This window comes from Streptomyces jeddahensis (assembly GCF_001642995.1).
GTDB lineage: Bacteria > Actinomycetota > Actinomycetes > Streptomycetales > Streptomycetaceae > Streptomyces > Streptomyces jeddahensis.
On the sequence record NZ_LOHS01000097.1, the window covers coordinates 65,476 to 79,776 of the forward strand.

The 14,301-nt window shown below is 71.6% G+C and carries 11 protein-coding genes; 9 read left to right on the top strand and 2 right to left on the bottom strand.

The annotated features are described in order from the left end of the window. Window positions 1–34 precede the first annotated feature (34 nt). The gene (locus tag STSP_RS23095; RefSeq protein WP_067281371.1) at window positions 35–538 is read left to right on the top strand and encodes a GNAT family N-acetyltransferase; all 504 of its coding nucleotides are present in this window, start codon (window positions 35–37) and stop codon (window positions 536–538) included. Window positions 539–612: 74 nt separating this feature from the next. Here STSP_RS23095 and STSP_RS23100 read toward each other — a convergent pair whose 3' ends face one another. Together STSP_RS23100 and STSP_RS23105 are read right to left on the bottom strand one after the other, a co-directional pair. Beyond that, window positions 613–990, bottom strand: coding sequence for a hypothetical protein (locus tag STSP_RS23100; protein WP_067281511.1), 378 nt, complete (start codon window positions 988–990; stop codon window positions 613–615). Between the two features lie 76 nt (window positions 991–1,066). Then, window positions 1,067–1,426, bottom strand: coding sequence for a hypothetical protein (locus STSP_RS23105; RefSeq protein WP_067281373.1), 360 nt, complete (start codon window positions 1,424–1,426; stop codon window positions 1,067–1,069). Between the two features lie 636 nt (window positions 1,427–2,062). Between STSP_RS23105 and STSP_RS23110 the strand changes: the two genes are divergently transcribed. The 8 genes from STSP_RS23110 to cobA all read left to right on the top strand — a co-directional run bounded on the left by STSP_RS23110 (window position 2,063) and on the right by cobA (window position 14,287). Further along, window positions 2,063–3,115: a methionine ABC transporter ATP-binding protein gene (locus STSP_RS23110; protein WP_067281376.1), complete on the top strand. Its 1,053-nt coding sequence runs from the start codon at window positions 2,063–2,065 to the stop codon at window positions 3,113–3,115. Further along, complete coding sequence (locus tag STSP_RS23115) at window positions 3,112–3,855, top strand: methionine ABC transporter permease (RefSeq protein ID WP_067281377.1); 744 nt, start codon at window positions 3,112–3,114, stop codon at window positions 3,853–3,855. Before STSP_RS23110 ends, STSP_RS23115 begins: the two co-directional genes overlap by 4 nt. 82 nt (window positions 3,856–3,937) lie before the next feature. Continuing rightward, a complete protein-coding gene (locus tag STSP_RS23120) occupies window positions 3,938–4,771 on the top strand; it encodes a MetQ/NlpA family ABC transporter substrate-binding protein (protein ID WP_067281380.1) in 834 nt (277 codons plus the stop codon). Between the two features lie 30 nt (window positions 4,772–4,801). Beyond that, the gene (locus STSP_RS23125; RefSeq protein WP_067281381.1) at window positions 4,802–5,632 is read left to right on the top strand and encodes a MetQ/NlpA family ABC transporter substrate-binding protein; all 831 of its coding nucleotides are present in this window, start codon (window positions 4,802–4,804) and stop codon (window positions 5,630–5,632) included. Window positions 5,633–5,825: 193 nt separating this feature from the next. Then, complete coding sequence (locus STSP_RS23130; protein ID WP_067281382.1) at window positions 5,826–6,470, top strand: GNAT family N-acetyltransferase; 645 nt, start codon at window positions 5,826–5,828, stop codon at window positions 6,468–6,470. A gap of 150 nt (window positions 6,471–6,620) precedes the next feature. Beyond that, window positions 6,621–7,871, top strand: a complete 1,251-nt coding sequence (cbiE, locus tag STSP_RS23135; protein WP_067281384.1) for a precorrin-6y C5,15-methyltransferase (decarboxylating) subunit CbiE — start codon at window positions 6,621–6,623, stop codon at window positions 7,869–7,871. A gap of 408 nt (window positions 7,872–8,279) precedes the next feature. Beyond that, window positions 8,280–12,731, top strand: coding sequence for a nicotinate-nucleotide--dimethylbenzimidazole phosphoribosyltransferase (gene cobT, locus STSP_RS23140; RefSeq protein WP_067281391.1), 4,452 nt, complete (start codon window positions 8,280–8,282; stop codon window positions 12,729–12,731). Between the two features lie 311 nt (window positions 12,732–13,042). Then, a complete protein-coding gene (gene cobA, locus STSP_RS23145) occupies window positions 13,043–14,287 on the top strand; it encodes a uroporphyrinogen-III C-methyltransferase (RefSeq protein ID WP_067281392.1) in 1,245 nt (414 codons plus the stop codon). Window positions 14,288–14,301 lie beyond the last annotated feature (14 nt).

Here is a 14,301-nt window from a genome sequence, read left to right on the forward strand (position 1 = left end):
ACCGGCGGAGCAGGTGAGCGGGAGGCATGCACACATGGGCATGAGTGTGACCATCTCGGAGGCGACCGAGCAGGACGCCGAACAGATCCTCAAACTGCAGTACCTGTGCTACCAGAGCGAGGCCGAGCTGTACGGCGACTACTCCATCGAGCCGCTCACCCAGCCCCTCGACTCCGTCAAGGCCGAACTGCGCGACGGCACCGTGCTGGTGGCACGGCTCGGCGACGAGGTGGTGGCCTCGGTGCGCGCCACCGTGAAGTCCGACGGCACGGCGCGCATCGACAAGCTGATCGTCCATCCGCGGATGCAGCGGCACGGCCTGGGCGGGCGGTTGCTGAACGCCATAGAGGAACGGCTCGCCGCGGACGGCACCGCGCGGCGCTTCGAGCTCTTCACCGGCCACCGCAGCGAGGGGAACCTGCGGCTGTACCGCAAGCACGGATACGCCCTCGTCGGCACCGAACGCGTCCATGACCGGCTCACGATGGTGACCTTGTCCAAGGACGCCGAGGTGAACGCCTTCGTCGCCAGCGCCTGATAGCTCGTTACGTTCGATGACACTCGGGCCGGGTTCCTCCGGGAGCCCGGCCCGCTGTCGCTGAACGCCGAGGGTCAGATTTCGGCGGCCGCGGTCCCGCGGGCCCGGCGCAGCCAGAACATCGCGGTCACCGGCAGGAGCACCGGGATGAAGAGATAGCCCATGCCGTAGTCCGACCAGACCGTGGCGTCCGGGAAGGCGGAGGGCTCCACCAGCGTCCACGTCCCCACGATCAGCACGCCCGCGAGCTCGGCGGCGCAGCACACCAGCGCCGCCCTGCGGGCCCTCTCCCCGCCGCGCACCAGCGAGTACGTGATGAAGCCGTACACGACGCCCGCGATCGCGGACAGTGAGTAGGCGAGCGGGGCGTGGTCGAACTCGGTCGCGATCTGGACGATCGAGCGCGACACCGCGCCGACCACCATCACGCCGTACAGCCACACCAGCAGCATGCCCGGGCCGCTGATCAGCCGGGTGCGGGGCTTGCGGCCGTCCGTCGCGGTCCCGTTCTCCTCGGACACGGCCACCTCAGCCTCCCCAGATGTCGTAGAGCCGCACCTCGAGCACGGCCAGGACCACGCCGCCCGCGGCGACCGTCACCGAACCCCAGCGGGTGCGCTCCGCCAGCGACATGAAACCCACCGCCGGAACGCAGGCGAAGGCACCCAGCAGATACCCCACGAAGATCACCGTGCCCTGCTCCGGCTTCTCACCGCGCGCCAGCTGGACGATGCCCACGACCAGCTGGACGAGGGCGAGCAGCGACACCACGGCCATGCCGATGAAGTGCCAGTCCTTGGTCGGCTGATCGCGATAGGCGGCGAAACCGCACCAGGCGGCCAGCGCGAGCGCGGCGACGCTGGTCGCGACCGTCAGGGCATCAAGCATGCTGAGACCCTAATACGGGCGGAAGGACCCGGGTCGTTCGGCCCCGGTGCCCGGCCGCTCCGCAGCACGGCCGTTCGTCCCTTACAGCAGGGACGACGGTCCCGGCCGCCGTGGCATTGGCCACAGCACGGGGCCCTCCAGGACGGGTTGGGAACTTCTCCGGCGAATGATCTTCCGGCCTGTCCATGCAGGTCATACGCGGGACTGGGGGGAACGTGGCCTGGCTGTGCGGCGTCCACGGGTGTCCGCTATTCGGACAGCGGATGGCTGGGGCCGACCCGACGTCTGCTTTACTTGGTGCATGACCACGACGAGCTACCGCGTATCCGCGACCGAGGCGATCACGACGCCCGGTGCTCGTTGTATGTGTCGAATGTGCGCCTTCTGAGGGCCCCAGCACTGCCGTAGAGCCTCGCGCCCCGAAGCGAGACTGCCAGCCATGTCCGTAGGTGACCGCACACGCTGATCTGCACAACCTGACAGCAGCCTGCCCACCACGCACGGACTGAGCCTGCCCCGCGCACACGCTTCTCCCCGGTTCCATCGCCATCCGCGAGAACCGTGCCGCGTTCCGACCATGCATGCCCCGTGCCGGCCGCCATCCGCGCCGCGCACTCGACAGTGACGGAAACACACGTGATCACCACATCGGGCCTCACGAAAATTTACCGGGCTCACCGCTCGCGCGGTCGCGAGGTGACCGCCCTCGACGGCGTCGACCTCCACGTCCGCGAAGGCGAGGTGTACGGCGTCATCGGCCAGAGCGGCGCCGGAAAGTCCTCGCTCATCCGCTGCATCAACCTCCTGGAGCGCCCCACCTCCGGCACCGTGACCGTCGCCGGACAGGACCTCACCGCCCTGGCCGGACGCGGCCCGCGCGCCGGCAAGGAGCTCCGCGAGGCACGCAGCCGCATCGGCATGGTCTTCCAGCACTTCAACCTGCTGTCCTCGCGCACCGTCCAGTCCAACGTCGAGCTGCCGCTCGAGATCCTCGGCGTCTCCGGCAAGGAGCGCTCCCGCAAGGCCCTCGAACTCCTCGACCTGGTCGGCCTCTCAGACAAGGCGAAGGCCTACCCGGCCCAGCTCTCCGGCGGCCAGAAGCAGCGCGTCGGCATCGCCCGCGCTCTCGCCGGCGACCCGAAGGTGCTGCTCTCGGACGAGGCGACGAGCGCCCTCGACCCCGAGACCACCCGCTCCATCCTCCAGCTGCTGCGCGACCTGAACCGGCAGCTCGGCCTCACGGTGCTGCTCATCACGCACGAGATGGACGTCGTCAAGTCCATCTGCGACTCGGCCGCGCTCATGGAGAAGGGCCGGATCGTCGAGTCCGGCACCGTCAGCGAGCTGCTCGCCACGCCCGGCTCGGAGTTGGCCGCGGCCCTCTTCCCGGTGAGCGGCGACGCCACCGGAGACGACCGCACCGTCGTCGACGTCACCTTCCACGGCGAGGCCGCGACCCAGCCTGTGATCTCGCAGCTCTCCCGCACGTACAACATCGACATCTCGATCCTCGGCGCCGCGATGGACACCGTCGCGGGCAAGCAGGTCGGCCGGATGCGCATCGAACTGCCCGGCCGCTACGAGGAGAACGTCGTGCCGATCGGCTTCCTGCGCGAACAGGGCCTGCAGATCGACATCCTCGACAAAGCCGCCCAGGAGCCCCTGCTGCTGAAGGAAGGTGCCAAGTGACCTGGTCCGAGATGCAGCCGCTGCTGTCGCAGGCGTGTTGGGACACCCTCTACATGGTCGGCTGGTCGACGCTCATCGCGATCGTCGGCGGTCTACCGCTCGGCATCCTGCTGGTCCTCACGGACAAGGGCGGGCTGCTGCAGAACGTCGTCGTCAACAAGGTCCTTGGGCAGATCGTGAACATCGTCCGCTCCCTGCCGTTCCTCATCCTGATGGTGGCGCTGATGAGCTTCACGCGTTGGGTCACCGGGACGACCATCGGGCGCGAGGCCGCCATCGTGCCGCTCGCGATCGGCGCGATCCCCTTCTTCGCGCGTCTGGTCGAGATGTCCGTCCGCGAGGTGGACGGCGGGCTGGTCGAGGCCGTGCAGTCCATGGGCGGCAGCACCTGGACGGTCGTACGCAGCGTCCTCGTGCCCGAGTCCCTCCCGTCGCTGATCTCCGGCGCCACCACGACGGTCATCGCGCTCATCGGCTACTCCGCCATGGCGGGCACCGTCGGCGCGGGCGGCCTCGGCGACATCGCCATCCGCTACGGCTACCAGCGCTTCGAGACCGGCCTGATGTGGGCCACCGTGGCTGTCCTGGTCGTCGTCATCTCCGTCCTGCAGTTCGGCGGCGACTTCGCCGCGCGCACGCTGCACCGCCGCCGCGGGAAGGCCGGTCCCCTGCTCCTCTTCAAGCCGCTGAGCGGGATCTTCCCCGGCACCATCGCGACCGACGCCGTCAAGAAGAGCTGATCCCTCTCCGGAACGGCTGACTCCCAGATCTCCCCGCCCACCCACGACGGGGTCGCACCACCCATGGAGAAAGGCACTTTTCGTGCGTAACACCGCCAAGATCACGACCGCCGTCCTCGCCGCCGGAGCCCTCACCTTCGGGCTCACCGCCTGCGGTTCGGACTCCGACTCGGGCGCCAAGGCCGACGCCTCGGAACCCCTGGTCGTCGCCGCCAGCCCGACCCCGCACGCCGAGATCCTGAACTACGTCAAGGACAACCTGGCGAAGGACGCGGGCCTCGATCTCGAGGTCAAGGAGTTCACCGACTACGTCACGCCGAACACGGCGACCGAGGACGGGTCCGTGGACGCCAACTACTTCCAGAACCAGCCGTACCTCGACGACTTCAACAAGAAGAACGGCACCCACATCGTGCCCGTCGTGACGGTCCACCTGGAGCCGCTCGGCCTCTACTCGAACAAGATCAAGTCGGCCGACGACCTCAAGAGCGGTGCCACCATCGCCGTCCCGAACGACACGGTCAACGAGGCGCGTGCCCTCAAGCTCCTGGACGCCAACGGGATCATCACGCTCAAGGACGGCGTGGGCAGCGAAGCGACCCCCAAGGACATCGCCAAGAACCCCAAGAACCTGCAGTTCAAGGAGCTCGAGGCGGCCCAGACCCCGCGCTCCCTGGACGACGTCGACGCCGCGGTCGTCAACGGCAACTACGCCATCGAGGCGGACCTCAAGCCGGCCGAGGACGCCCTGGTCCTCGAGTCCGCGGAGAACAGCCCCTACGGCAACTTCCTCGCCGTCAAGGACGGCAACGAGTCCGACCCGCGCGTGAAGAAGCTCGCCAAGCTGCTCACGTCCGACGAGGTGCGGAAGTTCATCGAGGACACCTACGACGGCTCCGTCATCCCGTCGTTCTGACCCGGCCCGAGAAACAGAGGCAGTCACACCATGCGTAAGACAGCCATATCCGCCGCGGCCGCCGGGATCGCCCTGGCCCTGGGCCTGACGGCCTGCGGCTCGGGCTCCTCGTCCGCGGGCGGTGACGACGACGGCACGCTCGTCGTCGGCGCCACCGCGGTCCCGGCCGGCGAGGTCCTCGCGTACGTCAAGGACAACCTCGCCGAGAAGGCCGGCCTGGACCTGGAGATCAAGGAGTTCACGGACTACGTCCTGCCGAACACCGCGCTCAACGAGGGCTCGCTCGACGCCAACCTGTACCAGAACAAGCCGTTCCTGGACGACTTCAACAAGTCCAAGGGCACGGACCTGGTCCCCGTCGTGCAGGCGTACCTGCCCCCCATGGGCGTGTACTCCAAGAAGGTCGAGGACGTCGCCGAGCTCCCGGACGGCGCCACCGTCACCGTACCCAACGACACCACCAACGAGGGGCGGGCGCTGAAGCTGCTCGCCGCCCAGGGCGTCATCGAGCTCAAGAAGGACGCGGCGACGGACGCATCCCCTGCGGACATCGTGTCCAACCCCAAGAAGCTCGTCATCAAGGAGCTGGAGCCGGCCCAGCTGCCCCGCTCCCTCGACGACGTCGGCGCCGCGGTGATCAACAACAACTTCGCCCAGGACGCGGGCCTCAGCCCCACCGAGGACGCCATCCACCTGGAGTCCGCGGAGAACAACCCGTACGCCAACATCCTCGCCGTCAAGAAGGGCGACGAGGACGACCCGCGGGTCGAGAAGCTGGTGAAGCTCCTCAAGTCCTCCGAGGTGAAGAAGTTTATCGAGGACAAGTACCAGGGATCGGTGCTGCCGGTCGCCGGCGGCTGACACCCTTTCGGCCACCATGTGGTCCGCTCCTGCACGGGAGCGGACCCCATGGTGCAGTTATGCGCCGCGATGCTGCATGCTGGGGCACTCAACCAGGGCTTACGGTCAACAGGGCTTGCGGTCCACCGGCCTTATGGCCTGCCGGGCTTATGGTCTACCGGGCCTACGGTTCCTGACGGTTACGGAGCAGCGCATGACGACAGCCTTCTCGGGGTTCCCCGACATCTCCATCAGCACGGAGCGGTTGGTGCTGCGCCCGTTCGAGGAGGCGGACGCCCCGGCCCTCGCCGAGATGATGAACGACGAGCTCGTCACCGCCTGGACGTCCTTTCCTCAGCCCTACACCGAGGCCGACGCCCGGGGGCTGATCACTGTGACGGCACCCGCCGAGCGCACGGAGGGGCGCGGCATCGTGTTCGCCGTCACCGAGTTCCTCACCCAGCGCCTCGTCGGCATCGTGCATCTGCACCACACCGACTGGCGGGTGCGGTCCAGCGAGATCAGTTACGTCATCGCGCCCTGGGCCCGCGGTGAGGGCTATGCCTCGGAGGCGGCCCTCGCCACCGCCCAGTGGCTCTTCCATGATCAGAAGTTCGAGCGCCTGGAGCTGCGGACGGCGGCCGACAACACCGCGTCGCAGCAGGTCGCGCAGAAGATCGGCTGCATCAGCGAGGGCGTGCTGAGGGGCGCCTTCATAGCGCGCACCAGAACCGAGAGCGGCTGGGCCGACGTCCGTACCGACCTCATCGTGTGGAGCCTCCTCCCGGAGGACCTCGACGGTGTCATCGACCAGCTCTCGGAGACCGGCGGCTTCACCGCGTTCTCGGACTGGTCCTGACCGGGGTCTCCGACTGATCGTGACCGGGGGTTCCCGGTCCCGACCGTCTCGGAGAGCCGTCGGCTCCGTCCACCAGGTACGCTCACGGTGCACTAGGGCGGCGCGTGCGCCCCCTGACGACCTGCGAGAACCCTCGGGAGACTGACGACGATGGCCGACCGGGTCACGGTGATCGGCTGGGACGGTTCGCCGCTGACCGACGCGGCGCGCTCCGCGCTCGCAGCGGCCACGCTCGTGGCCGGCGCGGGACACCATCTGGCGCTCCCCGAAGTGCCCGCGGCCGCCGAACGCATCCGCCTCGGCAGCGTCTCCCTCGCCGCCCGCCGTATCGCCGCCCACCGCGGCACCGCCGTCGTCCTGGCCGACGGCGACCCGGGCTTCTTCGGCGTCGTACGCACCCTGCGGGCCCCCGAGTTCGGCCTCGAGGTGGAAGTGGTGCCCGCCGTCTCCTCCGTGGCCACCGCGTTCGCCCGTGCCGGAATGCCGTGGGACGACGCGCAGATCGTGGTCGCCCACCCCCGCACGCTGCGCCGCGCCGTGAACGTGTGCCGCGCCCACACCAAGGTCGCCGTCCTCACCTCGCCCGGAGCGGGCCCCGCCGAACTCGGCCTCCTCCTCGAAGGTGTCCACCGCACGTTCGTCATCTGCGAGGAGCTCGGCACCGCTCGCGAACAGGTCACCGTCGTCACCTCCGACAAGGCCGCCGACCACGCCTGGCGCGACCCCAACGTCGTCATCGTCATCGGCGGTCCCGTCGCCGCCTCGGAGAACGGCGGATGGATCGCCGGACGCGACCACACGGCCACCCCCGCAGCCGAGAGCCCCAGCGGACCTCCGTCGCGCGGATGGGCGCTGCCCGCCGAGGAGTACGGCAGCGAGCCGGCCGAGGGCGAGACGGACCCCATGCGCGCCGCCCAACTCGCCCGGCTCGGCCCGCGCGTGGGCGACCTCGTCTGGGACATCGGCTCCGGCAGCGGCGCCTTCGCCACCGAGGCCGCGCGCTTCGGCGCAGCCGTCATCGCCGTCGACCGTGACAGCGACGCGTGCGCCCGTACTCTCGCCGCCGCCCGCCGCTTCGGCGTGCAACCGCAGATCGTGCATGGCACCGCCCCGCACATCCTGGAGAACCTCCCCGAACCCGACGTCGTACGCGTCGGAGGCGGGGGAGTGGCGGTGGTCTCCGCCGTCGCCGACCGCCGCCCCGAACGGATCGTCACGCACGCCGCGACCCGCGACGAGGCCGAACTCATCGGCCGGGACCTGACCGAGCACGGATACGCCGTCGAGTGCGCTCTCCTGCAGTCCGTCGAACTCGACACGCGCGCGTGGACCGAGAAGAAACGGACGGTTGCCTTCCTGCTCGCGGGAGTCCGGGAAGGGCGGATCGAACCGCCTCGCTGAAGAGTGTCGGTCTTGTGATGGATGGGGCCGAACGGGCGCCCCGTGAACCTGCCGCCAGACCGTGCGCGGTAGGCTGGCCGATCGTTGTACTGCACTCGGGTGACTGATGTTTCGTCGGTCAATGTCCGGAAAGCGCGCCCGTTTTGGGCGTGTGTGTGGTACGGCAGGACCGGAGGGCGCGCGACGTGGCGCAGTCCACAGCGGGCCGTGGCCGCATCCAGCTGCCGCGGTGGCGGTTCGCCCGGAACAATGCCGGTGACGGCATTGTCGGCGGTCCGTTCGTGCCGCGTGGCGCGCACGCTCGTTCTTCATGACGGGCGGTCGGTGCGCCGCTCCGGGCACAGGGGCCGCCCCGGCCGAAGGCCGGGAGCGGTGGAAGAAGCACTAACCGATGGGCGAGGGGTACGCATGACCGACACCGGCCAGGGCCCGGGCGAGGGACTGCCGGAGAGCGCAGGCATGGTGGATCAGCCGGGCGTCCCCGCGCCCGGTGCGTACACCTACCTGGCCCCCTCCGAGAGCCCCGCCGATGACGACGACCTGCTGTTGATGCCGGGTGCCCAGGGCGCATGGAGCGAGGGGCAGACGCCTGCGCCCGCCGCCGTCGCCCACGAGCCCGGGCCGCACGAGATGGCGGGCAGGGACAGCGGCTCCATCGACCTGAGCGGTGTCCGCGTTCCCGCCCCGGCGCCCTCGCCCGCGCCGGTGCGCCGCCCGCTGCATCTCGGCCCGCCCGTGCCGGACAGCAGCGCGAGCCCTGTGCGTTCGCTCGCCGACCGGGGCCCGGCCACCACGCCGCCGAACCCGGTGCCCGGGCGCCACGCGGGTCCGCCGACCAGCGGACCCGAGTACCTCGACATTCCGCGCGGCGACGCCGACGCCTCCGTGGCGCCGGGAACCGGCGAGCCCGGGCCGGGTGGCGCCACCGCGTGGGCACCTCAGCCGCATCCGGAGGCACTTGGGGCCACCCAGGGGACCTCCGCAGAAACGGTCGGTCCTGACGCCGGTCCTGACGCGGTCGCGCAGCCTGCGCCGGATTTCGCGGACGTGGCCGCCGCTTCATCCGCGGCTGCCGCTTCGTCCGCGGCGGACGCCGGGCAGCAGGCGCAGGCTGTGGACGCCGGGCCGCTCGCGGCGGGCGCCGAGGCTGGGCAGATGCAGCATGGTGCGGGGCGGATCGAGCACGGTGCGGGGCAGGTCGAGCATGGTGCCGGGCAGATGCAGCACGGTGCGGGGCAGTTCCAGCAGGGTGGAGAAGCGGTGCAGCCGCTGCAGGGCGGCGATGCCGCACACGTGCAGCCGGGTGCCGCAGAATTCGCGCACGCGCAGCACGGCGGAGAGGCCGTGCAGGCGCAGTACGCGGGCGTGGCAGCACACGAGGGGTATGTCCCTCAGCAGGCCGTGGACGCCGCGGACCCCGCCCGGTTCGCGCACTCCGCCGACGCCTACCAGCCGGGCCAGGCGCCTGCTCCGGATGCCGGGGGGCACGGGTTCCCCGCCGCTGCCCCTGCCTCGTCGGCGGCTCCCGTACCGACCGCCGAATCCGGGCAGTTCGTGTACGCGGACGAGTCCGCCCCTGCGGGCCCGCCGTCCGTCGGTGAGCAGTTCTCCCTCGACCTGACGCGGGACGCGGAGCCGCTGCATGTTCCGCACGAGGCGCAAGCGCCCGCCACCGGGTTCGCCTCGGACGCGGCGGAGGCGGAACAGCACGCTGGGTTCGTCGACGCCGCGCACGCCTCACAAGAGCAGCCTTATCAGGGAGCGCCGGAGAACGAGGCGGTGCTGGTGGCCGACGGCGATCCTCGGGGCCACGCCGAGCAGGCTCAGCAGGCTCAGCAGGTTCCGGCCGCGGACGAATCGGGCCAGGCGGTTCCCGTCCCCGTGGCCGACGCCGTGCAGGCAGCCGCCGAAACCCCTGCCGCGCCGACCGGTGTCGCCCCGCACGCCGAGGGCGCCAGCACGCAGCTGGAGGCGTCCGGCGCGCTGCCCGACGGGACCGCCGTCGCGCTGCCCGACGGGACCGGCGCTGCCCTGCCCGGCGGATCCGACGTAGTGCCTGACGGGTCCGGCGAGGTGTCGGTCGCCTCGGCCCTTGAGGACCAGGGCGCCCAGCCGATCGGCCAGTTCGTGCCCGTCGAGGGGTCGGTGCCGACCACGCCGCACCTGGCGCCCACGCCCCCGCACGCCCTGAACGTACCGTCGGTGCCGCTGCTCGACGAGCAGGCCGAAACCGCCGCTGTCGCGAACGCCGAGGCCGCCGCTGTCGCGAACGCCGAGGCCGCGGAGCTCGCCGAGGAGGCACCGCAGCCGGTCGCCGAAACGGTCGAGTCCGTTGTTGAGCCCGCCGCGGCACCGGCAGGCACCGAGGACGGTGCCCCCCTCGCCGGATCGGTGGACGAGTCTGCCGTCGTACCGGCAGAGGCGCCGTCCACCGTGCAGGGAGCGGACGGCACCGGCGCCGCACCGGCCGAGGCCGAGCACATCCCCCTCGCCTCAGCCGAGCAGATCCCCGCTGGACCGGCCGAGGAGACCTCCGTCGCACCGGAGGGGAACACGCAGGTCGCTCCGGCCGAGGACATGCCGGTCGCACAGGCCGGGGACGCGCAGGTCGCACAGGCCGGCGAGATGCCGGTCGCGCAGATCGGCGAGACGACCGCCGCCCCGGCGGAGTCCTCCGTCGCACCGGCGGAGACTCCTCTCGCACCGGGTGACGACGCCGCGCCCGCGCCCGCCGCGCCCGCAGGCGAGGCCACCGAGGCCGCAGGGCCCGCAGGCGAGGCCACCGAGGTCGCCGAGGAAGCCCACCCGTCGGCGCCCGAGGCCGAGGCCGAGTCCGAGCCCGCCCCCACCGTCGTACCGGTGCCCGAGCAGGGCACCGCCCCGGGCGACGCCCCGGTCGTACCGGAGCAGGAGCCCGTCGGCACCGTGCCCGCGCCGCGCGACGGCGAACAGCCCACACCCGTTCCCACCGCGGAGGCAGCACCCGTGCCGGACAGGGACGTCCAGGACCCCGAGCCGCTCGTCGCGCAGAACGCGGACAGCCTCGACACGCAGGAGGCCCCCGAGGCCACGGCTGAGGCCGGGGCAGAGGCCTCCGCCCCCGCGGGGATCCCCGTGCAGCAGGCCGGCCCCCCGGCCCCCGGATACGACGACGCCGAGCGCGAGGCCGTCCTGCGCGTCATGCGCGAGCGCCGCGACATCCGCAACGGCTTCCGCAGCGACCCCATCCCGCACGAGGTCCTGCTCCGCGTCCTGGAGGCGGCGCACACCGCGCCGTCCGTCGGCCACTCCCAGCCCTGGGACTTCGTCGTCATCCGCTCCGCCGAGACCCGGCAGGCGATGCACGAACTGGCCGTGCGCCAGCGCGAGGCGTACGCGAAGTCGCTGCCCAAGGGCCGCGCCAAACAGTTCAAGGAACTGAAGATCGAGGCCATCCTCGAGACCCCGGTGAACATCGTCGTCACCGCCGACCCCACCCGCGGCGGCCGCCACACCCTCGGCCGCCACACGCAGCCGCAGATGGCCCCGTACTCCTCGGCACTCGCCGTCGAGAACCTGTGGCTGGCCGCGCGGGCCGAGGGCCTCGGCGTCGGCTGGGTCAGCTTCTTCGACGAGCGAGAGATGGTACGTACGCTCGGCCTGCCCGAACACCTGGAGGTCGTCGCGTACCTCTGTGTCGGATACGTCGAGGAGTTCCCGGAGGAGCCGGAGTTGATGCAGGCCGGCTGGTCCAAGCGCCGCCCGCTGTCGTGGGTCGTCCACGAGGAGACGTACGGCCGTCGCGCCCTGCCCGGTGAGGCGCCGCACGACCTGCTCGCGGAGACCGTCGCGGGCATCCGTCCGTTGGACGCCAAGGCGCTCGGCGAGGCGTGGGAGCGCCAGAAGCGCATGACGAAGCCCGCAGGCGCGCTCGGCATGCTGGAGATCATCTCCGCCCAGCTCTGCGGCCTGTCCCGGATGTGCCCGCCGCCCATCCCGGAGCCCGCCGCCGTCGCGATCTTCGCCGGCGACCACGGTGTGCACGCCCAGGGCGTCACCCCCTGGCCGCAGGAGGTCACCGGCCAGATGGTGGCCAACTTCCTCGGCGGCGGAGCCGTCTGCAACGCCTTCGCCAACCAGGTGGGCGCCGAGGTCTGCGTCGTCGACGTCGGCGTCGCCTCCGACCTGCCCTCGACGCCCGGCCTGCTGCCCCGCAAGGTGCGCGCCGGCACCGCCGACATGACGACGGGCCCCGCGCTGACCCGCGAGGAGGTCAAGGCGGCCATCGAGGTGGGCATCGAGACGGCCCGCGACCTGGTGGCCGCGGGCAACAAGGCGCTGCTCACCGGCGAGATGGGCATCGCCAACACGACGGCGTCCGCCGCGCTCATCTCCGTCTTCACCGGCGCCGACCCCGCCGAGGTGACCGGCCGGGGCACCGGCATCAACGACGAGACGCTGGCTCGCAAGACCGAGGTCGTCCGTCGCGCCCTGGAGCTCCACCAGCCCGACCCGAACGACCCGATCGGCGCCCTCGCAGCGGTCGGCGGACTCGAACACGCCGCGATGGCGGGCCTGTTGCTCGGCGGCGCTTCCCTGCGTACGCCCGTCATCCTCGACGGCGTGAGCGCGGGCGCCGCCGCCCTCGTGGCCCGGGCCATCGCCCCCGAGGTGCTGGCCGCCTGCATCGCGGGCCACCGCAGCGCCGAGCCCGGCCACATGGCAGCCCTCAACAAACTGGGCCTGCGCCCCCTGGTCGACCTGGACCTCCGCCTGGGAGAGGGCACAGGCGCCCTCCTGGCCCTGCCCCTGGTCCAGAGCGCAGCAAGGGCAATGCACGAGGTAGCAACGTTCGACTCGGCCGGGGTCACCGAAAAGTAACCGTCCGTGCGTGGTTGTGGCCCCGGCGTCCCGGTGTTGTGGGCAGGCGTTCCTCCCCCAGTGCCTTAAGGGCCTGGGCGGTACCCCCAGGGCGGAACGGGTGGGCACAACGCCGGGACGCACCCGCACCCCGGAAGGGGCCCGGGGCGGAGCCCCGCGGTTTCGGGAAGGGGCGGGCTTGGGGAAAGAAACCCGCCCCACCCCCGCCGTATCGTGGACCCGCACCTTAAAATCCGCACGTCAAGGGCCGCTCCAACGCCGCAGCGCCCCACCCAGCCCCACCTCGCCCTGCAAGAGGAGCCGCACCTCCCATGGCCGAAAACCCCGCCTACCCCGTAGGCCTCCGCCTCACCGGCCGCCGAGTCGTCGTCGTGGGAGGCGGCCAGGTGGCCCAGCGCCGCCTCCCGGCACTGATCGCGGCGGGCGCCGACATCCACCTCGTATCGCCGGAGGCGACGCCCTCCGTGGAGGCGATGGCGGACGCGGGCGAGATCACCTGGCACCGCCGCCGGTACGAGGACGGAGACCTCGCCGAGGCCTGGTACGCGCTGATCGCCACCAGCGACACCGAGGCGAACACCGCCGCATCGGCTGAGGCCGAGCGCCACCGCGTCTGGTGCGTCCGCTCCGACAACGCCGACGCCGCCACCGCCTGGACCCCCGCGACGGGCCGCAGCGAAGGCGTCACCGTCGCCGTGCTGACCACCGACGCCCAGGGCCGCGACCCGCGCCACACGGCCGCCATCCGCGACGCCGTCGTCGAGGGCCTGCGCGACGGCAGCCTGGTCGCACCGCACCACCGCAAGCGCACCCCGGGCGTGGCCCTCGTCGGCGGCGGCCCGGGCGACCCGGATCTGATCACGGTGCGCGGCCGCCGGCTGCTCGCCGAGGCCGACGTCGTGATCGCCGACCGCCTCGGCCCGCGCGACCTGCTCGCCGAACTCCCGCCGCACGTCGAGGTCATCGACGCGGCCAAGATCCCGTACGGCCGCTACATGGCCCAGGAGGCCATCAACCACGCGCTCATCGAGCACGCCAAGGCCGGCAAGTCGGTCGTACGGCTGAAGGGCGGCGACCCGTTCGTCTTCGGACGCGGCATGGAGGAGGCGCAGGCGCTCGTCGAGGCGGGCATCCCGTACACCGTGGTCCCCGGCATCTCCAGCTCGATCTCCGTGCCCGGTGCCGCGGGCATCCCGGTCACGCACCGCGGAGTCGCTCACGAGTTCACCGTCGTCAGCGGCCATGTCGCGCCGGACGACGAGCGGTCGCTGGTCGACTGGGCGGCGCTCGCCAAGCTGCGCGGCACCCTCGTCGTCCTCATGGGCGTCGACAAGATCGGCAAGATCGCCGACACGCTGGTGGCCCACGGCAAGCCGGCGGACACACCCGTCGCCCTGGTCCAGGAGGGCACGACGGCCGCCCAGCGCCGCGTCGACGCCACGCTCGCCACGGTCGCCGAGACCGTGCGTACGCACGAGGTGAAGCCCCCGGCCGTCATCGTCATCGGCGAGGTTGTGAAGGTCTCGGACGGCAGCGCACCCGGCGGAGCCGAGTAACCCCGGGTAACCCG

Coding starts and splice junctions, on each gene's coding strand:
- STSP_RS23095 (WP_067281371.1), top strand. CDS start 35: ATGGGCATGAGTGTGACCATCTCGGAGGCGACCGAGCAGGACGCCGAA.
- STSP_RS23100 (WP_067281511.1), bottom strand. CDS start 990: ATGCTGCTGGTGTGGCTGTACGGCGTGATGGTGGTCGGCGCGGTGTCG.
- STSP_RS23105 (WP_067281373.1), bottom strand. CDS start 1,426: ATGCTTGATGCCCTGACGGTCGCGACCAGCGTCGCCGCGCTCGCGCTG.
- STSP_RS23125 (WP_067281381.1), top strand. CDS start 4,802: ATGCGTAAGACAGCCATATCCGCCGCGGCCGCCGGGATCGCCCTGGCC.
- STSP_RS23130 (WP_067281382.1), top strand. CDS start 5,826: ATGACGACAGCCTTCTCGGGGTTCCCCGACATCTCCATCAGCACGGAG.
- cbiE (WP_067281384.1), top strand. CDS start 6,621: ATGGCCGACCGGGTCACGGTGATCGGCTGGGACGGTTCGCCGCTGACC.
- cobT (WP_067281391.1), top strand. CDS start 8,280: ATGACCGACACCGGCCAGGGCCCGGGCGAGGGACTGCCGGAGAGCGCA.
- cobA (WP_067281392.1), top strand. CDS start 13,043: ATGGCCGAAAACCCCGCCTACCCCGTAGGCCTCCGCCTCACCGGCCGC.